Origin of the sequence: Amycolatopsis sp. NPDC004079 (genome assembly GCF_040610415.1) — a bacterium.
In the GTDB taxonomy this organism is placed as follows: domain Bacteria; phylum Actinomycetota; class Actinomycetes; order Mycobacteriales; family Pseudonocardiaceae; genus Amycolatopsis; species Amycolatopsis halotolerans.
The window spans coordinates 21,609-43,019 of the sequence record NZ_JBEXMH010000050.1 but is presented as its reverse complement, the minus strand read 5'-3'; the positions used below and the strand labels follow the sequence as shown (position 1 = coordinate 43,019).

Sequence of the window (21,411 nt, the reverse complement as noted above, 5' to 3'; positions counted from 1 at the left end):
GCATGGCTGCGCCAAGGAAACGAGACGCGATGGGCCTCGGGCTGGCCGCGCTCACCCGGTTGGCCGGGAGCAAGGCGATCGACCGGGTCGGGCTGCGCGGACCGGTGCAGAACCTGGTCAAGACGGGAACCCGGAGCGGTTTCCGCGCGGCGGGGGCGGCGACCAGGTCGTTCACCTCGGTCCAGCGGCTGGGCAAGCCGGCGCGGCTGGCGAAGCCGGACGACCGCGGGCTGTTCGATCTGACGCCGGACGAGGACCAGAAGCTCATCGTCGAGACGGTCGGCGAGTTCGCCGCCGAGCAGCTGCGCCCGGCCGCCGCGGACGCCGACGAGAAGCTCGCCGCGCCGGAGGGTCTGCTGAGCCGCGCGGCCGAGCTGGGGATCAGCCTCGTCGGCATCCCGGAGGAGCTGGGCGGCGCGGGCACGGAGCGTTCGGTCGTCACGAACGCGCTGGTCGCGGAGGCGCTCGCGCACGGCGACCTCGGGCTCGCGGTGGCCGTGCTGGCCCCGTCGGCGGTGAGCACCGCGCTGGTCGCGTGGGGCGACGAGCAGCAGCAAGCCGATTACGTGCCCGCGTTCACCGGCGAGCAGGTGCCCGCCGCGGCGCTCGCGCTGCTGGAGCGGACGCCGCTGTTCGACCCGTTCAAGCCCGCCACCAAGGCGAAGCGCACCCCGAAGGGCTACCAGCTCGACGGCGTGAAGTCGCTCGTCCCGCGCGCGGCGGAGGCCGAGCTGTTCCTCGTCTCGGCCGATCTGGAAGGCCGCGGACCGGCGCTGTTCCTGGTCGAATCGTCCAACGCGGGCGTGACGATCGAGTCCGAACCCGCGATGGGCCTGCGCGGCGCGGCCACCGGGAAGCTGCATCTGGAGAAGGTTTCGCTGCCCGCGGGCGCGCTGCTCGGCGGCGGCAAGGCGGACGTTTTCACTGAGGTCATAAGGCTTTCCCGGCTCGGCTGGGCGGCGCTCGCCGCGGGTGTCGGCAAGGCCGTGCTGGACTACGTCGTGCCTTACGTGAACGAGCGCACCGCGTTCGGCGAGCCGATCAGCCACCGGCAGGCGGTCGCGTTCTCGGTGGCGGACATCGCGATCGAACTGGAAGGCCTGCGCCTGGTCACGCTGCGCGCGGCTTCGCGAGCCGAGCAGGGCAAGGAATACGCGCGGGAAGCGGCGCTCGCCCGGAAGCTCGCGACGGACAAGGGCATGCAGATCGGCAACGCCGGCGTGCAGTTGCTGGGCGGGCACGGGTTCGTGAAGGAGCACCCGGTGGAGCGCTGGTACCGCGACCTGCGGGCGATCGGCGTGATGGAAGGCGCCGTCCTCCTCTGATCCTTTTTCTTGCTCCGAAAGGCAACTCATGATCAACCTGGAAGCTCCGAAGAAGGCCGGCGCCCTGATCAACCAGGCGTACCAGGCCGCGGCCGAGGTGTTCCGGCCGATCTCGCGCAAGTACGACCGCGCCGAGCACACCTATCCGTCCGAATTGGACATGTTCGCCGCACTGCTGGACGGCCTGAACTCCTCCGGCGAGGGCGGGGCCGGCGCGGCTGGCGTGCGCCGGTCCGAAAAGGACAGTGGACCCAAGGGAAACCGCAACGGCGCCAACCTGAACGTGGTGCTCGGCACCATTGAGATGTGCTGGGGCGACGTCGGCCTGCTGCTGTCCATGCCGCGCCAGGGCCTCGGCAACGCCGCGATCGGCTCCGTCGCGACCGACGAGCAGCTTGAGCGTTTCAAGGGCCTGTGGGCCGCGATGGCGATCACCGAACCCGGCTGCGGTTCGGACTCGGCCGCCATCACCACGACGGCCACCGAGGACGGCGACGACTACATCCTGAACGGCGAAAAGATCTTCGTGACGTCCGGCCAGCGCGCGGACGCCGTCGTGGTCTGGGCGACGCTGGACCGCACGAAGGGCCGCGCCGCGATCAAGTCTTTCGTGGTGGAGAAGGGCACGCCGGGCTTCGAGGTCGTGCGCGTGGAGCACAAACTGGGCATCCGCGCGTCCGACACCGCCGTGCTGCGCTTCGAGAACTGCCGGGTTCCGCGCGAAAACCTCTTGGGCACGCCGGAAATCGACACCGCCAAGGGTTTCGCCGGGGTCATGCAGACCTTCGACAACACCCGCCCGCTGGTGGCCGCCATGGCGATCGGCGTCGCACGCGCGGCGTTGGACGAAACCCGCCGCGTCCTGACCGAAGCCGGGGTTGTCATCGACTACGACCGCCCGGCTCTGACGCAGCACGCTGCCGCCGCGACTTTCCTGCAACTGGAAGCGGACTACGAAGCGGCGTATCTGCTGACGCTGGAGTCGGCGTGGATGGCGGACAACCGTGAGCCAAACTCGCTGCAGGCTTCCATGGCGAAGGCCAAGGCTGGTCGCACGGTGGTCGATGTGACGTTGAAGTGCGTCGAGCTTGCCGGGGCGTATGGGTATACGGAGGAATCGCTGCTGGAGAAGTGGTCCCGGGATGCCAAGATCTTGGACATCTTTGAGGGGACGCAGCAGATTCAGCAGTTGATCGTGGCTCGGCGGGTGCTGGGCAAGACTTCGGCACAATTGAAGTAGTTGTGACGTCACGGAAAGCCGCCCGGTCGCTTGCCCTTCTCGGGGCCTTGCAACTGGGCGGCCTTCGCGTCGCCTGAGCCGGATCGCGTGATCAGGCTACTACTAGACCGTCATCGAGACCCAGGTCGCCCGAACACCGCGCCGACCGCCTACCGCGTCTACCGCCTACCGCGTCTACCGGTGGTTCGACGGGACGACGGCGTGTACGCCTGGAGCGTGAAGCTTAGGTCTGAGTGACCGAGGTAGTCCACGTGAATCAGCCTCACCGATCTTGCTCAACGTAGTCACGGCCAGGTGGTGGCCCCGCGTCGAGGTCGCCGTGCAGGCGCACTTGTACCCCACGCCGTCGGCCGAGGCCGATTCCGTCGCCCGGTCGTCTTATTCAGGCCGGGCGGTGCAGCGCGGTGACGACCCGTCCCAACACGACCGCAGGTAGGTCGGCGTCGCCGACCATGCAGTCAACAGTGACGCAAAGCCGCCTATTCGTCCCGAGCGAAGAGTTGCACCAACCGATAAGTAACCTTCTCCTCGCCCACTGATTCATCGAGTATGGTTGTAGCCTCTATTGCAACTTCATATATACTGTTAATCGTCGCGTGGGTAGCCGCGTATTCAGCACGTTCATCTATTCGACCTTCATAGTCAACCGGATCGGAATCCGACACGTCCCGCAGGCCAAACCGACGACGATGCTCGTCTATGCTAAACAAGCGCATGCGACCACGAATTATCTCGACCTCTTCTTTCGGCACCAAATTTCGAAGTCGCGAAAGCAAGTCTTGAATTCTATCCGAGGAGAGAGTCGCCAACTGATGCGGGAAGCCACTTCCGGCCGCAGCGATGGCCACATCAGCATTAGATTCAGCCAGCTTCTCAACGAATGATCTAAAGCTTTTTGCGGCGCGAACCTTCAACTCTCGAACAGATTGAGTCAACTCGGGCGCAGCAAAATCTTGACTCAAGATACTCATCAACTGGCGGGTCGCCTGAGCAAATAGCGAGTCGCCGAATATGTCATCCAACTGCCCCGACGCCAACTCTACAACAAAGCTCGCGGCGGAAAGTTGCGTTACAGAAGCGGCCATCTGGCTGGATATCTCAGAAGGAACTTTCCCCCGAGTTGGCGGCTCGTCGCTTTGCAATCGATAACCGAGGTTGTCATATACATTTTGCGTTGCAACTAAGATCTTGCCCACAGTCTGAACCGGCGCCTCGGTCCGAGTGAATTCGGGTAGCATAACTCGGATTCGCACATGCGTCCGATGCTCCTGCGTCGCCGCCAACTCCAACTGATTTGCATCACTCATAGGTGGCAACGTTGGCGTCGGCAATTTCACGCTAAAATCAGAGTCCGGAAGCCACTCTTCCGGCAAGCCTCCAGCGTAGATCGGCGACACCTTATCCACAATTCCATCACCCGGGACGGCCGCTAGTTCTACCTCATATACAACACCCTCTGAATGTTGCATCGCGTCCCGCAGTGACATTCCTCCCGATCTCACCATTATAAGACGACCCTCGGAGACCGGGACATAGATCCAGGTGTCAGATTCGTCGCTCGAGTCAACCCAAACTGCTACATAAAACTGCCCAGTTCCTGATATCGCACTGAAGATTCTGGGGCCATCGTAGAACGCAAACGTCTCGACGATTCTAAGATCGCCAAGAGGCGTTCCCTCAGGCAACCATGTCATGCGACAACCTCAAAATTCAACCACGATTCATCACCTATTGGACGCCACCAAGTCTGGTGACCCTTTGAGGTATGGCTCGGAGTATCTTTGATCAGGCCCAATGATGCAATATCACCCTTCGCAACCTTGCGTTTCCTAAAACCAGGAATAGCCTTACGCGCTGCCTCGGCTTCATCCAAGGTGCTGAACACGCTCAAGCCTGAGGCTGCACACTCTTGCTCGTCCGGCCAGTTCCGCCTCATCTTGCCGGCGAGGTGGCGTTCCTTGTTCGACTCGAAGTCACTCACCTCAGGCACGTCACTCCTCACAAAGCGGTAGCAAGCCCCTTCGGGCACGATGGCATCCTCAGGCGGACAGGAAGACGGGTAGAACTCAGGCCACTCCACGAAACCTCCTCAAGACGCCAACTGGCCTTCGCTTCGCCGTCGCTAGCATCGTCACACAGGTGTACGACACTTTTCACCACCGCAGACAGCGCGCTGCCGAACATCGCTCTATGGGATCAAGAGCACGCCTGCGGTAACGGCGCGCCTATCGCCCACGTAACCCCTGTCTTGGCGGCCGCATCCGCTCCCGATACGGCGGACTGCCGCTCCGCTCCGCTTCGCGCGCCGGGCGTGCGACCACCAGCAGGTCGTCACCTGGCGCAGCGCCACACGGCGGCGGGGCAGAGATCTCCTGAGCCAACGTCGGCCTCCCTCTACGAGCGCTTGTGACATTCGGGTCGTTCGTGACTCGATCTCCGTTACGCACCGTCCTGGGGGACCTACATCCCGACGCCTGATCGTGACAACGGTTCGGTAGCACAGGGTCAAGACGGGTGAAACGTGTCTTGACCTGGCACCACCAGTCGCGTGCTGGCTTCGTATCGGGATACAAGGGTCAGTGCGGCCGAGCGCTGAGCCGTCTCGAGGCCGTCAGACACTCAGAGAGAGGCGGCAGACGCCGAGACCTAGCAAGACGCATAAGCGCAGTTCAGAGGCTGCTTTCGGCGAAGTGAACGAGATTGGTGAGAATCTGCTGAGAAACCTTGGACATCTTCGAGGGGACGCAGCAGATCCAGCAACTGATCGTGGCTCGGCGGGTGCTGGGCAAGACCAGCGCGCAGCTCAAGTAGTCCAGCCGCTCGGCCCGTCTCGCGGAGGCGGGCCGAGCTACTCCACCTGCCTCTTCCCCGTGGATTGCCCGAAGAAATAGCCGAGGACCAGCAGGAACGCGCTCGACAGCACCTGGTTGATCTCCACCGCGGCGAACATCGCGGCCACCACCGCGAGGCACATGATCAGCAGAATCGCGGCTCCGACATAGGTCGCGACGGATTCCTTCGCCAGGAAGTTCTGCCACACCTTGGCTTTCCGCTCGTACTTGTCGATATCGGTGGCCATCGCCGCCGCCTCGACTTCGACTTCGGCGATCTTCCGGCTGGTTTCCTTCAGCTCGCCGTCGATCTGACCGGTCTTGCTTTCGAATTCGCCCAGCAACCGGTGGAATTCCCCTTTGGTTCCGGCGTCGTCTACCCCGGACACCGCGTTTCTCAGCTTGCCGATCTCCTGCCCGACGGTCAGCCCGTTGATCAACTCGAGGATCTGCTCACGTCGCTCCAGAGAGATCTTCAAGGCACTGCGATGGGCGTTCACCTTGCGGAGGGCGTCCGCACGCCCTTTCGACCCGCTTTCCGTCGCCAGCGCTTCCTCGTGCAGCTCTAGTTTCTTCTGCTGCCGGACAATGAAGGCGTCAAGCCGGTCCAGCGACGCACGGAGGTCGTCGACGGACTGCTTCTCGAGCGACGAGCTGTCGAGCCCGCTGTCGATGAACTCCAGCTCCATCCGCCGTCTCAACCGGCCGTCCCGGTGATCCGGTTCTTCGAACTCGACAACACTGCGATCTTCTGGAACGCTCATAGTTATTGTCCGTTTGATCGAGTTGCGCAGCCCCTCTGCCGCCTGCGGTGCTCCACGGATCGCGTGCGAGCTAGCCTTTGTTGCGCACGGTCCTCAGCCGTCGCCGTTCTGAACCCGAATCGTGACAACGACAACAGCGCCACTGATTGCGAATAGTGCAGTTTCAGCCGCTATTCATCAGTGAATGCGCAGCCAAGAGACCTTGTTCAATCGTTTTGGGCGACAGAATCCAGCGCATCCAGAACCGCGTCCCCATTCGCGCGGGCCCACTCCGTCAGGGTGTGGATCGGCTCGATCAGCGTCGCTCCCAGCGGCGTCAGCTCGTACTCGACGCGCGGCGGAGCCTCGGCATACGCCTGGCGCCGGACGAGTCCGTGCGCTTCCAGCCGACGCAGCGTCTGGGTGAGCACCTTCCGGGAGATCCCGCCGATCAGGTCAACCAGGTCCCCATGCCGGACCGGCCCCTTGCTGAGACCGGCGAGCACGACCACCGTCCACTTGTCGGCGATCAGCTCTACTGCCAGCCGCGCCGGGCAATCGGCGAGGAAGATGCCGCGGGAACCGCTCATGGAGTCCAAGGTACCTGCTGGTACCTATCGGAATCCTAGCCTGGTTTTCGTACCCCTCCAGAAACCAGGAGAGTCATGCGAGTCATCACCCAGCAGAAACTCGGCGGTCCCGAAGTGCTCACGATCGCCGACGCGCCCGAACCCCGCCCATTGCCGACCGAAGTCCTCGTGCGCGTCAAGGCGATTGGGCTGAATCCGTTGGAAGCACGGCTGCGGGAGGGCGAATTCCCCTTGCTCGGCCAGCCGCCGTTCGTGCTCGGCTGGGATGTCAGCGGCGTGGTCGAAGAGGCCTTGACCTGGCGGTTCCGGCCCGGCGACGAAGTATTCGGGATGCCGTTGTTTCCCCGCGCCGCCAACGCGTATGCCGAAGCAGTGGCGGCACCGGCGTTGCATCTGGTCCGCAAGCCGGAGAAGCTTTCGCACGTCGAGGCCGCCGCTTTGCCGATCGTCGGGCTGACGGCGTGGCAGGGGCTGGTCGACCTTGGCGGAGTGAGCGCAGGCGACCGCGTTCTGATTCACGGCGGCGGTGGCGGAGTCGGGCACGTCGCGATCCAGATCGCGAAAGCCCTTGGTGCGCACGTGATTGCTACGGCCAGCGAGAGCAAGCGGGAGTTCGTCGAGGGGCTTGGCGCCGATGAAGTCATCGACTATAAGAAGGTCGACTTCAGTGAAGTGGTCAGCGAAATCGACGTTGTGCTCGACACTCTCGGCGGCGACACAGTCGAGCGGTCCCTCGGAGTACTCCGTCCCGGCGGGCATCTCGTGACGGCGGTCGCCGACGAAGACACCGCGCTGATCGCGAAGTTCGAGGCGGCGGGAATGCGGTTCAGCGGGATCGGGGTCGATCCGGATCCGGTCGCGCTGCGGCAGCTCGTCGGGCTCGTCGAACAGGGCAAGCTCAGGGTCCACGTGCAGGAGACGTTCCCGTTCGAGCGCATCGCCGACGCGCATCGGCTGCTCGACGGCGGTCATCTCCAGGGCAAGGTCGTCCTCACGGTCGGTTCAAACCTCCAGCACGATCCGGCCTCGCGCCTCGCCTGATTCCTGCAATCGGTGCGCTTCGGCGGCCGACGACAGGGGCAGGCGAGTGCCGACGCGAGGGCGAAGGATTCCGGTGGACAGGGCCCGGTTGATGACCCGGGCAGCGGAACCCAGCGCGGAGACACCGGCGTTGCTGATGGCGAAACCGCGGATGCTCGCGTCACGCGTGTACAACTCGCCGATCGGCAGCGTCGGGGTCGACTCCATTCCGGCCATCGCGACGATGCGGCCGCCACGGGACAAGAGCGGCACTGCCGAGATCAGATCATGGCTGCCTGCGTTGTCCCACAAAAGATCCACCGCCGGCAGTTTGCGATAGAGGTCGGGATCGGCGTAGTCGAAAACCTCGTCGGCACCGCATTCCCGGCACCATTCCGCGTCGTCGGCGCGGGCGGTCGCGATGACGCGCAGGCCAGCGGTCGAAGCAAGTTGGACGACGGCGCTGCCGACCCCGCCGCCCGCGCCGAGCACGGCAATCGTCTCGCCGTAACCGGCGTCGGCGTGCTCGAAAAGGCCCAGATACGCAGCGGCGGCGGTGTGCAGGACGGCGACAGCGTCGTCGGAAACCCCGTCCGGCAAGAGATACAGCCGGTCCTCGGGAACCGCACAGTACTCCGCGAACGAACCCTGCCGACCGTCGTGGCCGAGGCTGTTGCACCACACGCGGTCGCCGGGCGTGAAGCGGTTCACCGGCGAGGAAACAACCGTGCCCACCAAGTCCCGGCCGATGACGAATGGCAAAGAAACCTCGGTGGGATACGCGCCGGAACGGATGAAGGTGTCGACGTGGTTCACCGTCACCGCGGACACTTTCACCAGCAGTTCGCGCGGCCCCGGCTCGGGGTCTGGAAGCTGACCGACCTTGATCTCGGAACTGTCGCCGAGCGACGTCACGTATGCAGCGATCACCGGCCCACGGTACCGCCGGTTTATTACCGACTTCGCGCGCATATCGGATTGATCTCCGCTGCCCGGAATCCGCGCGCAAAGCCGCGTAAATGCCCTAATCTGCCCGGCATGACCGCTCCGGTGGCGCCGGCCGACCTCAAACAGGCCCGCATCTTCATGTGGATCCAGGTCGCGCTGAGCGCGATCGGGCCGCTGCTGCTGGCCGGGATGGCCGGCGTTTCGCTGGTCGACCTGATCAGCCTCACCCAGCTCTACATCGTGATCACCTACGCGACCGCCATCGCGCTCGCGGTGTGCGCGGTCGTATTGCCGAAGCGCCAGCAATGGGCCTACGTGACCGCCGCGGTCATCGAAGGCCTCCTGGTGCTGAACAGCCTGGTCACGCTGCTCAGCAAGGGCCTGCCCGGCATTCTGCCGCTGATTTTCGCCGGGCTCGCACTGCGTGCGCTGCTCACCCGCGACGTGCGGACGTGGTTCTTCCCGCAGCAGCCTTCAGCCAGCTGACCGGTCGTCCAGGAATTCGTCGAGGTACCGCCAGGTCGTGCCCCGGGCGCGACGGCCGGTGAGCACGCCGAGGTGCCCGCCGGGCGCGGTGCGGAACCGGACCTCCGGCGCGTTTTCCAGCAGCTGCACCACGCGTTCCACCGACGCCCGCGGCGCGATGGTGTCGTTTTCGCCCGCCACCACCAGCATCGGTGTCTTCACGTCGGACAGGCTGATCTTGCGCCCGTTCAGGTCTACGGTGCCCTCGGCGAGGTCGTTGGTGCGGAACAAACGGTGGTACAGCTGGCCGAACGTCCGCCCGGGGTAGGCGTACATGTTGCCCATGAAGTGGTCCACCGCCTCGATCTGCGCGAGGTAGTCGCGGTCGTCGAGGTTTTTCAGGATCGCCAGCGGTTTCGTGATTTCCTTGGAGATCCCGGTGGCCCGGAACACCCGGGTGACCAAATAGGACGGTGCGCCGCCGAACACCCGGTACACCGGGGTGAGCAGGTGCCCGCCGGTCAGGTCCACGAGCGGGCGGAACGGCGCGACGATCGGGATCGCGGTGAAATCGACCGGCGAGCCGACCGCGGTGATCGATTCGATCGGCAGCTCCGGCTGGTCCGCGCTGACGAGCATGGAGAAAATCCCGCCGAGCGACCACGACACCAGGTGCACGCCCTGTCCGCCGGCGTCCTCGCTGACCTTCCGGATCGCCCTCGGCAGCACCTCGTCGATCCAGTGCTCGATGCCGAGGCGGCGGTCGGAGAACGCGACCATGCCGTAGTCCACCAGGTAGGTCGGCCGTCCGCCCTCCACCAGGTGCTCGATGAGGCTGCAGCCGCGGCGCAGGTCGAAGCACAGCGCGGGCGCGGCCAGCGGCGGCACCAGCAGCACCGGCGGGCCGGAGACCTCGGACGCGCCGTGCGTCATCCGGTACACCGACCGGTTGGGCCCCTGGTCGATCAGGACCCTCGGCATCGGCCGCAGATCGGCGACCCCACCCTGGAAAACCTTGCCCACGACATTGGCCGCCGCGGCAGCCAACCGGGCCGGTGGGGAAACCATTCAGCGCCTCCTGGAACTCGTCGTCTGCCGGGCATCTTGCCGTGCGCGCGGGCGCGGCATCAACACGCCACTCCCGCAAGCACCCGGCAAGCGCACGTCCCCGTCAGACGCTCCCACCAGGCGGGACGGCCGACGGCGCGCTGCGGGCGGCCCGGTCCTCGTACTCGGCGCGCTCGGGCGAATGCGCGGCGGACGCCAGCAGTTGATCGCCGCCGAGCGCGCGCACCAGCCATTCGCCGAACGCGCGCGGGAACAACCGCGTGAACCGGCCGGTCAGATCAAGCGATTTCGGTACGAATACGTCGAACTTCGGCCGCTCCAGCGCGTCGACGATCGCCACCGCGACGTCTTCCGGCCCGACCGACTTGATGAACCGCGCTTCGCCCAGCCCCGACGCGAGTTCCGTGCGCACCACCGCGGGCATCACGCACGACACCTCGACGCCGGTACCGCGCAGCTCCAGATGCACCGCCTCGGACAGCCCGACCACCGCGTGTTTCGTAGCGCAATATGTGGCCGCACCGGCAAATCCGGACTTTCCGGCCATCGACGCCACGTTCACGATGTGCCCGCGCCCGCGCGGCTTCATCCGCTTGACGGCCTCGCGCGTGCCGTGCACGACCGCGTGCACGTTGATCTCCAGCAGCCGCCGCGTGGCCGCGTCGTCCTCCTCGTCCAGCGGCGAGAGCGGCATGATCCCGGCGTTGTTGATCAGCACGTCGATCGGCCCGACAGTGCTTTCGACGTCGTCCAGGAACGCGGTGAAGGCGGCCGTGTCCGTGACGTCCAGCGGCGACGCGACCACGTCCGGACCCAGCTCACCAGCGGTTTTCTCGGCCCGGACCCGGTCGAGGTCGCCGAGCACGAGCCGGGCACCGCGCCGGTGCAGCGCGGCGGCCGTCGCCGCCCCGATGCCCTGCGCGCCGCCCGTGACGACGACGACCTTCCCGGAGAGCGACTGCCTGGCCATGGCGGACTCCTCGGTCTATTGACATCTAGCCAATATCGTCCTCCGGGTCCGGCCGCGCCGCTATCCCCCAACCCGTTGCTCGAGGACCTGGCCGAGCCAGCCGTCGACGGTGAACTGCTCGGTCGGCTTGAAGCCCTGGCTCTCGTAATAGCGCGGCAGATCGCCGTCGCCGCCCGCCCAGCAGTCGACGCGCACGAGGTCGATCCCGCGCCGTTTCGCCTCGTCCATCGCGTGCTGCAGTAGCCGCGAGCCGACCCGGTGCCCGGTGAACTGGCGCGAAGTGATCAGCAGCCGCACGTACAGTTCGGGCTCGTCGACCTGCGGCGCGTACGGCATCGCTTGGCCGAGGATCAGCGCTCCGGCGGGCTTTCCGTCGACCTCCGCCATCCGGAGCTCGGGATCGGCCGCGTACTCGCGCACCCGCTCGACCCGCTTCGGGATGTTGCTCCACGGCTCGGTGCCCCATTGGCCCGCGCTGCCCCGCGCGACCAGCCATGCGACGGCGTCGTCGAAAAACCCCAGCATTACGTCTGCGTCTCCGGCAACCCCAGGCCGGATGGTGAACTCCATGGCTCCACCATAAGGATCTGGTGAAGCAGCGCCGCCGGGACTCCGCCCGGACGCCCCGGCGGCGCCGGGTCTCAGGCGCCGACCCCGAGGTGGCGCGCGATCAGCATCTTCTGGACCTCGCTGGTGCCCTCGCCGATTTCCAGGATCTTCGCGTCCCGGTAGAAGCGGCTGACCGGGAATTCGTTCATGAAGCCGTATCCGCCGAAGATCTGCGTCGCGTCGCGGGCGTTGTCCATCGCCGCGTTCGACGCCACCAGTTTCGCGATCGACGCTTCCTTCTTGAACGGTTCGCCGCGCAGCATCTTCGACGCCGCCTGGTAATACGCCAGCCGAGCGGTGTGCGCGCGCACTTCCATGTCCGCGATCTTGAACTGGATCGCCTGGTACTCGCCGATCCGGTGGCCGAACGCGACGCGGTCCTTCGCGTACTTCAGGCATTCGTCCACGCAGCCCTGCGCGAGACCGACGCTCAGCGCGGCGATCGCCACCCGGCCCTCGTCCAAAATGGACAGGAACTGCGCGTAGCCGCGGCCCCGCTTGCCCACCAGGTTCTCCGCGGGCACCCGGACGTCCGAAAAGGACAGTTCGTGGGTGTCCGAGCAGTTCCAGCCGACCTTCGAGTACTTCGGGGCCACCGCGAAGCCCGGCGTGCCGGACGGGACGATGATCGCCGAGATCTCCTTGCGGCCGTTCTCCATCACGTCGGTGACCGCGGTGACGGTGACCAGCCTCGTGATGTCGGTGCCGGAGTTGGTGATGAACGCCTTGCTGCCGTTGATGATCCACTCGTCGCCGTCGAGCCGGGCGCGCGTGCGGGTGGCCCCGGCGTCGGAGCCGCCGCCGGGTTCGGTGAGCCCGAATCCGCCGAGCGCCTCGGCCGTGGTCAGCATGGGCAGCCAGGTTTCCTTCTGCTCCTGGGTGCCGAAGCGGTAGATGGGCATCGCGCCGAGCGAAACCCCCGCCTCCAGTGTGATCGCGACCGAGGAGTCGACCCGCGCCAATTCCTCCAGCGCGAGGCACAGCGCGAAGTAGTCCCCGCCCATGCCGCCGAATTCCTCCGGGAACGGCAGGCCGAACAGGCCCATCTCGCCCATCTTGGCGACCAGGTCGTACGGGAATTCTTCCTTCTCGTACAGCGGGCCGATCACCGGCGCGACCTCCGCCTGCGCGAAGTCCTCGACCGTCTTGCGGAGCGCTTCGTATTCCTCGTCAAGCCGGAAGTCGATCACTGCTTCTCCTCTGCCGCACTCACGACGGCAAGCGTCTCGTCGAGCGCGACCTGCTGGCCGACCCGCACCGAAAGCTCAGTCACCACACCGTCGATCGGCGCGGTCACGGTGTGCTCCATCTTCATCGCCTCGACGACCAGCAGCGGCGTACCGGCGCTCACCACGTCGCCTTCGGCGGCCTTGACCACCAGCACCGTTCCCGGCATCGGGCTCTTCACCGGACCAGCACCCGCCGCCTCGCCGCGCGAGGAGAGCGTGAATTCCTGGTCGGCGAACGCGAACGACTTGCCTTCGCGAGCCAGCCACACGGTCCGCTGTGGACCGTCGGCGCAGCGGTACCGCTCGACGCCGTTGGCCCGGCGCACCTCGAGCAGATCGCCTTCGCGGCGGGCGGAAACGCGCACCGGCTCGGCGTCGTCCACCTGCACCGAAGCGTCCGACGGCGTGCCCTCGACCCGCACGACGGCCTGGTTTTCCCCGGTCCGCAGCCGGAAAGTGATCCCGCCGGGGCCGCTGAGCCGCCATCCGCTCGGGATGTCCCACGGGTCCACGACCGCGTCCGTCGGCTGCAGCGAAACCAGCCGATCCATTGCCGCGGCGACGAAAAACCCGGCTGGGACTTCGGAAGAGACCAATGCGGACAGTCGCCGGTCCACCAGTTCGGTGTCCAGCTTCCCGGCGCGGACGTCCTCGTCGGCCAGCAAACCGCGCAGGAACGCGATGTTCGTGCCGAGGCCGAGCAACGCGGTGTCGGCCAGCGCGCGGTCCAGTTTCTGCAGCGCCGACGCCCGGTCCGGGCCGTGCGCGATGATCTTCGCCAGCATCGGGTCGTAGTTCGACCCGACCACCGCGCCGACCGACATCCACGAGTCCACTCGCACGCCGTCGCCGGAGGGCTCGTGCACGGCCAGCACCGTGCCGCCGGTCGGGATGAAGCCGCGCGCCGGATCCTCGGCGTAGACCCGGGCTTCGACGGCGTGCCCGTCGAGGCGCACGTCGTCCTGGGTCAGTCCGAGCGGCTCCCCTGCCGCCACCCGCACCTGCCAGGAAACCAGGTCGAGTCCGGTCACCATTTCCGTGACCGGGTGCTCCACCTGCAGCCGGGTGTTCATCTCCATGAAGAAGAACTCGTCGGGGTTGTGCGCGGACATGATGAACTCGACCGTGCCCGCGCCGACGTAGCCGACCGACCGCGCGGCTTCCGCGGCCGCCGCGCCCATTTTCGCCCGCGTGGCCTCGTCCAGGAGCACCGACGGCGCTTCCTCGATGATCTTCTGGTGCCGCCGCTGCAGGCTGCACTCGCGCTCGCCGAGGTGCAGCACAGTGCCGTGCGTGTCGGCGAGCACCTGGATCTCGATGTGCCGCGGCGTGGTGACGAACCGCTCCATCAGCAACGTGTCGTCACCGAAAGAACTCTTCGCTTCCCGGCGCGCCGACTCGATCGCAGCGTCCAGTTCGGACTCTTCGTGCACCAGGCGCATGCCCTTGCCGCCACCGCCCGCAGACGGCTTCAGCAACAGCGGATAACCGACTTTCGCCGCCGCTGCGGCGTACCCGCCCTCCGGAATGTCCACATCGGACGCGCCGGGCACGACCGGAACACCGGCCGCGGACACCGTGGCCTTCGCCCGGATCTTGTCGCCCATCTTGTCGATCGCTTCCGGCGGCGGGCCGATGAACACCAGTCCGGCCTCCGCGCAAGCCCGCGCGAACGCGGTGTTCTCAGCGAGGAAGCCGTACCCCGGATGCACCGCCTGCGCGCCGGTTTCCTTTGCCGCCGCGACAATCGCCGGGATCGACAGGTAGCTTTTCGCCGCTTCGGCCGGGCCGAGGCGCACCGCGGTGTCGGCCTCGCGCACGTGCCGGGCGTCGGCGTCCGCGTCGCTGTACACCGCGACCGAACGGATCCCGAGCGCACGCAGCGACCGGATTACGCGAACCGCGATCTCGCCGCGGTTAGCGACCAAAACAGTCTCGAACACGCTCATCACATCCGGAAGACGCCGTAGTTGACCTCGGGCAGAGGCGCGTTGGCCGCGGTCGACAGCGCGAGCCCGAGCACCGTGCGGGTGTCCGCCGGGTCGATCACGCCGTCGTCCCACAGCCGCGCGGTGGAGTAGTACGGGCTGCCCTGTTCCTCGTACTGCTCGCGGATCGGGTCTTTGAAGGTCTCTTCGTCCTCAGTGGACCATTCGCCGCCGCGGCCCTCGATCGCGTCGCGGCGGACCGTCGACAGCACCGACGCCGCCTGCTCGCCGCCCATCACGGAAATCCGCGCGTTCGGCCACATCCACAGGAACCGCGGCGAGTACGCCCGGCCGCACATGGAGTAGTTGCCCGCGCCGAAGGAGCCGCCGATGATCACGGTGAACTTCGGCACCCGTGCGCACGCCACCGCGGTGACCATTTTCGCGCCGTGCTTGGCGATGCCGCCCGCCTCGTACGCGCGCCCGACCATGAAGCCGGTGATGTTCTGCAGGAACACCAAGGGAATCGAACGCCGGTCGCACAGTTCGATGAAGTGCGCGCCCTTCATCGCGGACTCGGCGAACAGCACGCCGTTGTTCGCGATGATGCCGACCGGGTGGCCGTGGATGTGCGCGAAGCCGGTGACGAGCGTCGAGCCGTATTCCTTTTTGAACTCCGCGAACCGGCTGCCGTCGACGACGCGGGCGATGACCTCGCGCACGTCGTACGGGGTGCGCGAATCCGTCGGCACCACGCCGTACAGCTCGCGTTCGTCCGCGGCGGGCGGCTCGATCGCCTTGACGTCCCACGGCCGCGGCGTGCGCGGGCCGAGCGTGGAGACGATGTCGCGGACGATGCGCAGCGCGTGCGCGTCGTCGTCCGCGAGGTGGTCGGTGACGCCGGACTGGCGCGCGTGCACGTCGCCGCCGCCCAGTTCTTCAGCGGTGACGACCTCGCCGGTCGCGGCCTTCACCAGCGGCGGGCCGCCGAGGAAAATGGTGCCCTGATTGCGCACGATGACCGCTTCGTCGCTCATCGCGGGGACGTACGCGCCGCCGGCGGTGCACGAGCCGAGCACGGCGGCGATCTGCGGGATGCCGCGCGCGGACATGGTGGCCTGGTTGTAGAAGATCCGGCCGAAGTGCTCGCGGTCCGGGAAGACCTCGTCTTGGCGCGGCAGGAACGCGCCGCCGGAGTCGACCAGGTAAATGCACGGCAAGTTGTTGTGCAGCGCGACTTCCTGCGCCCGCAGGTGCTTCTTCACCGTCATCGGGTAGTACGTGCCGCCCTTGACCGTGGCGTCGTTGGCGACGATCACGCATTCGCGGCCGGACACGCGCCCGATCCCGGTGATGATGCCCGCGGACGGGGCCTCGTCGTCGTACAGTCCGGTCGCGGCGAGCGGGGACAGCTCCAGGAACGGGGATCCCGGGTCCAGCAGCGCGTCCACCCGGTCGCGCGGCAGCAGCTTGCCGCGTTCCACATGGCGGGCGCGCGACTTCTCCGGCCCGCCGAGCCGGGCGGCGGCGAGCCGCTTGTGCAGATCCTCGACCAATTCGCCGTGCGAGGTGACGCTACGGGTGAAAGTGTCGCTGTTCGGATCCGCGGAACTGCGCAGTACCGGCGTGTCCATGGCTCTCCGTCGAGACGTTAGCGGTCGTTAACTCCGTCGGAGATGTTAGTGCTCGTTAACCGCTCTGTCCAGCCCCGCGCGAAGCGCCCCAATGTGGCATTGGGTGCATGCGACGCACCCAATGTGGCGTTCGGTGCGTCAGATGCACCCAATGCCACATTGGGGCGGTCACGGACGGGTGAGGCGAGCGGGGAACTCAGCCCGCTACGGCGTCGGAGATCCAGCCCGCCACCGGCAGATCCCGTTCGAGGCATTCGACCGACAGCCGGATCGTCCAGCGCAGCGCCTGCAGCAGGAGGCTGTCCACCTCGTTGGGGGCCGCGCTCGCCAACGCGATCTCGACCTGTTCGCGGGCGGCGGCGGTATTGCCGTGCACCTCGGCGAGCAGCGTGCGGACGGCGGTGCGGACCGGCGGATCGGCCTGGTCGATCGAAACCTCTTCGCCCGCCTCGTCGAAAACCTGGACCTTGACCGGGGCGGTGCCGCCGTCACCGAGCGTGGACACCATCGCGCTGCACTCGCCGAAGAGCAGCAGCATCAACTCTTTCGTCTCCTCGTCGCGTTCGCCCGGCTCCCGCGACGAGGGCGTGACCTCTTCCAGCGCCTCCGTGTCCTCGCCAAGACTGATGGCGACGAGCGCGCGCTGTGCCTTCTCGACGAGCCTCTGCTCGCCCTCGCTCCGGTCCGCGGTCACGTGCCTATCAAACACCAGACCGGCGGTCGGCGGGATACCCCGGATCGCGGCCTCAGCCCGCCGCGGAAAGCGCACCCAGCGCTAGCCGGCACAGCAGATCGGCGAGCGCGCCGTCACCGAGATGGCGGTTGTAAGGCGTCGAGTTGATCAAGCCGAACACGGCGTGTGCCGCCGACCGCGCCTGGCGTTCGCCGAGGCCGGGCACAGCTTCGCGAATCGCCCGCACCCACACCTCGACGTACTGCCGCTGGAGCGCGCGCACCTGCTTGCGGTCACCGTCGGTGAGATTCGCGAGATTGCGCTCCTGCACGGTGATGAGCGACGGGTGGTCGAGCGCGAAGTCGACGTGGAACCGCACGAGCGCGGCGAGCAGCTCGTCCGGGGTGCCGCCCGCCGCGGCGCGCTTGGTGCCGCCCTCGAGCAGGTAGTGGCTGATCGAGTTGAGCATTTCCCCGAGAATCGCGTCCTTGCTGCGGAAATGCCGGTACAGCGCGGGACCGGAGATGCCGACGGCCGCGCCGATGTCGTCGATGCCGACGCCGTGGAAACCGTGGTGGGCGAACAGCTCGGCGGCGGCGGTGAGGATCTGTTCCCGTCTGTTCGGCTTCGCGCCGTTCACCAGTGGGAGGGAATTCGCCGACATCCGCACATAGTAGGTCCCGCGGTTAGCGAACGCTAACTTCCCGTCCTACTTCCTGCCTGGGCCAAGTGGAGGCACCCGGATTTCAGGGGTGTCTCGTGGGGATTGCACCTGGTAAAGCTTTACGCCGTCAAGCTGTCACGACAGGAGTGACCTATGGCTGCAACCACCCGTCAACCATCACGACGCATCCTTCGGATGTGCGCGGCCCTGGGGGTCGCTCTCGCTACCTCGCTCGGGTTCGCGTCCGCCGCGAGTGCTGCATCGCAAAACTACGTCGCGCTCGGCGACTCCTACTCCTCCGGAGTGGGCGCCGGGAGCTACGGGGATTCCGGCAGCTGCAAACGCAGTGCCAACGCGTACGGCCAGCTGTGGGCCAACGCCCACTCCGGCACCAATTTCACCTTCCTCGCCTGCTCGGGCGCGAAGACCGGCGACGTGCTGAACCAGATCAGCTCGATGCCGTCCAACGCCACCTTGATCACGCTCACCGTGGGCGGCAACGACGCCGGCTTCACCGACGTGATCAAGACGTGCACGCTGGGCAGCGACCAGACCTGCGTGGACCGGGTCAACACCGCCAAGACGTACGTCCAGAACACCCTGCCCGGCTTGCTGGACAAGGTGTACTCGGCGGCCAAGAGCAAGGCTCCCGGGGCGCAACTGGTCGTGCTGTCTTATCCGCGGTTCTACACCGTGCCCGGCTCGTGCAATGTCGGGTTGAGCGACACGAAGCGCTCGGCGATCAACTCCGGGGCGGACACGCTGGCTTCGGTGCTGTCGTCGCGGGTTTCCGCCGCCGGCGGGAAGTTCGTGGACGTCCGGTCGGCGTTCGTCGGGCACAACATCTGCTCGTCGGCGAGCGACTATCTGCACAGCTTGACCTGGCCGGTGGACGAGTCGTACCACCCGACTGCCGCCGGGCAGCGGGGCGGCTACTACTCGCCGCTGACCTCGGCGATCGGCTGAGGTTTCGCGGAGATTCGTGAAGGCCGCCTTGAGTTCGCTCAAGGCGGCCTTCCTTCGCGTCTCAGCCCAGCAAAGTTTTGACCAGCGCGGCGATCTGCTCGGTCTCGATGAGGAACGAGTCGTGGCCGTACGGCGAAGCCAGCACCGCGGCCTCGCCGCCGACGGCCGCTGCGATCTCGTGCGACTGGTACGGCGGGTAAAGCCGATCGCTGTCCACCGCGGCGACCACAGTGCGCGCGGTGACCCGGCCCAGTGCGGCGGCGACCCCGCCCCGGTCGCGGCCGACGTCGTGGGTGTTCATGGATTCGGTGAGCACCGCGTAGGAACCCGCGTCGAACCGGTGGACGAGCTTGTCCGCGTGATGGTCCAGATAGGACTCGACCGCGAATCGCCCGCCGGCCAGCGGGTCTTCGTCCCGCTGCGGCCGGTTCCCGAAACGCGTCTCCAGTTCGGGTTCGCAGCGATAGGTGACGTGCGCGATCCGCCGGGCCACGCCCAATCCGCGGTAAGGCCCTTCGGCCGCGGTGTAGTAGTCGCCGCCTCGCCAGGCCAGGTCGCCTCGGATCGCGTGCAGCTGAGGTGCGGCCCAAGCGATTTGCTCGGCGGACGCGCGCGCGGTCGAAGCGAGAACGAGCGCGGAGGCGACCCGATCGGGTTCGCTTACGGCCCATTCGAGAGCCCGCATCCCGCCCATCGAACCGCCCGCGACGGCGGCCCAGCGTTCGATGCCGAGCGCGTCCGCGAGTGCCGCTTCGGCGTTGACCTGGTCCCGGACGGTCAGAGCCGGGAATCGGCTGCCCCACGCCTCGCCGTCCGGGGCGGGCGAGGACGGACCTGTCGACCCCTGGCAACCGCCGAGGACGTTAGGGGCCACGACGAACAGTTCGCCGGTGTCGAAAGCCTTGCCGGGACCGATCAGTCCGTCCCACCATCCGGGACTCGGATGCCCGGGTCCGGCGGGACCGGCGGCGTGGCTGTCGCCGGTGAGAGCGTGCTCGACGAGGACGGCGTTGGACCCGTCGGAGTTGAGCGTTCCCCACGTTTCGAACGCGAGGGTGTAGCTGGGCAGGCTGGCACCGGCCTCCAGCGCGAGCGCGCCGGGGCCGGTGAACCAGTGCCGTCTGCCGGGTGGGTCCCCCGCCCGCCACGCGCCGGTGACGGGCGGGAGACTCGCGCCGGGATCGGTCACAGCGCCGCCTTGGCAGCCCGGAAGCCTGCCTCGAGGTCGGCCTTCAGGTCCTCGATTCCTTCCAGCCCGACCGCGAGCCGCACGAGACCCGGCGTGACGCCGGCGGCGACCTGCTCCTCGGGGCCGAGCTGGCTGTGCGTGGTCGACGCCGGGTGCACGATCAGGCTGCGCACGTCGCCGAGGTTCACCAGCTGGCTGTGCAATTCGGTGCCGTCGACGAACTTCCGACCCGCCTCGACACCGCCGCGCAGCTCGAACGACAGCACCGCGCCGGCACCGCGCGGCAGGTACTTCTGCGCCGCCGCGTGATACGGGCTCGACGGCAGTCCGGCGTAGTAGACCTTCTCGACCTCGTCGCGCTCTTCCAGCCATTCCGCGAGGGCCAGCGCGTTGTTGGAGTGCCGCTCCACGCGCAGCGACAGCGTCTCGATGCCCTGCAGGATGAGGAAACTGTTCAGCGGGGCGATCGCCGCGCCGGTGTCGCGCAGGATCTGCACGCGGGCCTTGGCCGCGAACGCACCCGGGCCGAGCGCCTCCCAGTACTTGAGACCGTGGTAGCTCGGGTCGGGCTCGTTGAAGCCCGGGAACCGACCCGGGTCCTTGCCGAAGTCGAACGTGCCGCCGTCGACGAGGACACCGGCGACCGTCGTGCCGTGCCCGCCGAGGTATTTCGTCGCCGAGTGCACGACGATGTCGGCGCCGTGCTCGATCGGGCGAACCAGGTACGGCGTCGGCACCGTGTTGTCCACGACCAGCGGGACACCGGCTTCGTGCGCCAGATCGGCGACCTTGCGGATGTCGAGGACAGCGCTGCTCGGGTTGGCCAGCGTCTCGGCGAAGAACAGCTTGGTGTTCGGCCGGACCGCGGCCCGCCACTGCTCCGCGTCGTCCTGGTCGTCGATGAAGGTGACCTCGATGCCGAGCTTCGGCAGCGTGTAGTGGAAGAGGTTGTAGGTGCCGCCGTACAGCGACGGGCTGGTGACGAAGTGGTCGCCCGCGCTGGCCAGAGTCAGGATCGCCGCGGTGACCGCCGCCGAACCGGAGGCGAACGCGAGACCGGCGACGCCGCCTTCGAGAGTGGCGACGCGCTGCTCCAGCACGTCCTGGGTCGGGTTGTTGATCCGCGTGTAGATGTGGCCGGGCTCGGCGAGGCTGAACAGGTCGGCCCCGTGCTGAGTGTCGCGGAAGACGTACGAGGTGGTCTGGTAGATCGGCGTGGCACGAGCGCCGGTGGCCGGGTCGGGCGCCGCCCCCGCGTGGATCTGCTTGGTCTCGAAGGACCAGCTCGTGGTGTCTTCCGGCATGTGCTCGCTCCTAGC

General features: G+C 67.0%; 20 protein-coding genes. 5 read left to right on the top strand and 15 right to left on the bottom strand.

Annotated features, from left to right (window positions below; genetic code table 11):
• Positions 1-29: 29 nt before the first annotated feature.
• A complete protein-coding gene (locus ABZX37_RS36325) occupies positions 30-1,325 on the top strand; it encodes an acyl-CoA dehydrogenase family protein (RefSeq protein WP_354747441.1) in 1,296 nt (431 codons plus the stop codon).
• 28 nt (positions 1,326-1,353) lie between these two features.
• Positions 1,354-2,565 (top strand): acyl-CoA dehydrogenase family protein, encoded by a 1,212-nt coding sequence (locus tag ABZX37_RS36320; RefSeq protein ID WP_354747388.1) that lies wholly within the window; start codon positions 1,354-1,356, stop codon positions 2,563-2,565.
• Between the two features lie 479 nt (positions 2,566-3,044).
• On the opposite strand, the gene ABZX37_RS36315 is transcribed toward ABZX37_RS36320, so the two are convergent.
• The 4 genes from ABZX37_RS36315 to ABZX37_RS36300 all read right to left on the bottom strand — a co-directional run bounded on the left by ABZX37_RS36315 (position 3,045) and on the right by ABZX37_RS36300 (position 6,729).
• The gene (locus tag ABZX37_RS36315; protein ID WP_354747386.1) at positions 3,045-4,259 is read right to left on the bottom strand and encodes a DUF6575 domain-containing protein; all 1,215 of its coding nucleotides are present in this window, start codon (positions 4,257-4,259) and stop codon (positions 3,045-3,047) included.
• Positions 4,256-4,555: a hypothetical protein gene (locus tag ABZX37_RS36310; protein WP_354747384.1), complete on the bottom strand. Its 300-nt coding sequence runs from the start codon at positions 4,553-4,555 to the stop codon at positions 4,256-4,258. The genes ABZX37_RS36315 and ABZX37_RS36310 overlap by 4 nt, the downstream gene beginning before the upstream one ends.
• A gap of 858 nt (positions 4,556-5,413) precedes the next feature.
• Positions 5,414-6,160, bottom strand: a complete 747-nt coding sequence (locus ABZX37_RS36305) for a hypothetical protein (RefSeq protein ID WP_354747382.1) — start codon at positions 6,158-6,160, stop codon at positions 5,414-5,416.
• Positions 6,161-6,366: 206 nt separating this feature from the next.
• Positions 6,367-6,729, bottom strand: a complete 363-nt coding sequence (locus tag ABZX37_RS36300; RefSeq protein WP_354747380.1) for a helix-turn-helix domain-containing protein — start codon at positions 6,727-6,729, stop codon at positions 6,367-6,369.
• A gap of 75 nt (positions 6,730-6,804) precedes the next feature.
• Between ABZX37_RS36300 and ABZX37_RS36295 the strand changes: the two genes are divergently transcribed.
• Positions 6,805-7,770, top strand: coding sequence for an NADP-dependent oxidoreductase (locus ABZX37_RS36295; protein WP_354747378.1), 966 nt, complete (start codon positions 6,805-6,807; stop codon positions 7,768-7,770).
• Here the strand turns inward: ABZX37_RS36295 and ABZX37_RS36290 are convergent.
• A complete protein-coding gene (locus ABZX37_RS36290; RefSeq protein ID WP_354747376.1) occupies positions 7,732-8,721 on the bottom strand; it encodes an NADPH:quinone reductase in 990 nt (329 codons plus the stop codon). The genes ABZX37_RS36295 and ABZX37_RS36290 overlap by 39 nt on opposite strands.
• A 66-nt stretch (positions 8,722-8,787) precedes the next feature.
• On the opposite strand from ABZX37_RS36290, the gene ABZX37_RS36285 reads away from it, so the two are divergent.
• Complete coding sequence (locus ABZX37_RS36285; protein WP_354747374.1) at positions 8,788-9,183, top strand: hypothetical protein; 396 nt, start codon at positions 8,788-8,790, stop codon at positions 9,181-9,183.
• Here ABZX37_RS36285 and ABZX37_RS36280 read toward each other — a convergent pair.
• The 8 genes from ABZX37_RS36280 to ABZX37_RS36245 form a co-directional block, all read right to left on the bottom strand.
• Entirely contained in the window at positions 9,172-10,230 is a 1,059-nt protein-coding gene (locus ABZX37_RS36280; RefSeq protein WP_354747372.1) for an alpha/beta hydrolase, read from the bottom strand. The genes ABZX37_RS36285 and ABZX37_RS36280 overlap by 12 nt on opposite strands.
• 103 nt (positions 10,231-10,333) lie before the next feature.
• Positions 10,334-11,200 (bottom strand): SDR family oxidoreductase, encoded by an 867-nt coding sequence (locus ABZX37_RS36275; RefSeq protein WP_354747370.1) that lies wholly within the window; start codon positions 11,198-11,200, stop codon positions 10,334-10,336.
• Between the two features lie 60 nt (positions 11,201-11,260).
• The gene (locus ABZX37_RS36270; protein WP_354747368.1) at positions 11,261-11,770 is read right to left on the bottom strand and encodes a GNAT family N-acetyltransferase; all 510 of its coding nucleotides are present in this window, start codon (positions 11,768-11,770) and stop codon (positions 11,261-11,263) included.
• A gap of 71 nt (positions 11,771-11,841) precedes the next feature.
• Positions 11,842-12,999 carry an acyl-CoA dehydrogenase family protein gene (locus tag ABZX37_RS36265; protein ID WP_354747366.1) on the bottom strand — a complete coding sequence of 386 codons (1,158 nt, stop codon included), beginning with the start codon at positions 12,997-12,999 and terminating at the stop codon, positions 11,842-11,844.
• Entirely contained in the window at positions 12,996-14,981 is a 1,986-nt protein-coding gene (locus ABZX37_RS36260; protein ID WP_354747364.1) for an acetyl-CoA carboxylase biotin carboxylase subunit, read from the bottom strand. Before ABZX37_RS36260 ends, ABZX37_RS36265 begins: the two co-directional genes overlap by 4 nt.
• Before the next feature lie 5 nt (positions 14,982-14,986).
• On the bottom strand, positions 14,987-16,600 hold the full coding sequence (locus tag ABZX37_RS36255; protein ID WP_354747363.1) for a carboxyl transferase domain-containing protein: 1,614 nt from the start codon (positions 16,598-16,600) through the stop codon (positions 14,987-14,989).
• Positions 16,601-16,796: 196 nt separating this feature from the next.
• A complete protein-coding gene (locus ABZX37_RS36250; protein ID WP_354747361.1) occupies positions 16,797-17,294 on the bottom strand; it encodes a hypothetical protein in 498 nt (165 codons plus the stop codon).
• Positions 17,295-17,346: 52 nt separating this feature from the next.
• Positions 17,347-17,937 carry a TetR/AcrR family transcriptional regulator gene (locus tag ABZX37_RS36245; protein ID WP_354747359.1) on the bottom strand — a complete coding sequence of 197 codons (591 nt, stop codon included), beginning with the start codon at positions 17,935-17,937 and terminating at the stop codon, positions 17,347-17,349.
• A 195-nt stretch (positions 17,938-18,132) separates the two neighbouring features.
• Here ABZX37_RS36245 and ABZX37_RS36240 point away from each other — a divergent pair, with 195 nt between their 5' ends.
• Positions 18,133-18,903 carry an SGNH/GDSL hydrolase family protein gene (locus ABZX37_RS36240; RefSeq protein WP_354747357.1) on the top strand — a complete coding sequence of 257 codons (771 nt, stop codon included), beginning with the start codon at positions 18,133-18,135 and terminating at the stop codon, positions 18,901-18,903.
• A gap of 61 nt (positions 18,904-18,964) precedes the next feature.
• Here ABZX37_RS36240 and ABZX37_RS36235 read toward each other — a convergent pair whose 3' ends face one another.
• Positions 18,965-20,092, bottom strand: coding sequence for a homoserine O-acetyltransferase (locus tag ABZX37_RS36235; protein WP_354747355.1), 1,128 nt, complete (start codon positions 20,090-20,092; stop codon positions 18,965-18,967).
• Positions 20,089-21,396 (bottom strand): bifunctional o-acetylhomoserine/o-acetylserine sulfhydrylase, encoded by a 1,308-nt coding sequence (locus ABZX37_RS36230; RefSeq protein ID WP_354747353.1) that lies wholly within the window; start codon positions 21,394-21,396, stop codon positions 20,089-20,091. The genes ABZX37_RS36235 and ABZX37_RS36230 overlap by 4 nt, the downstream gene beginning before the upstream one ends.
• Positions 21,397-21,411: the final 15 nt, after the last annotated feature.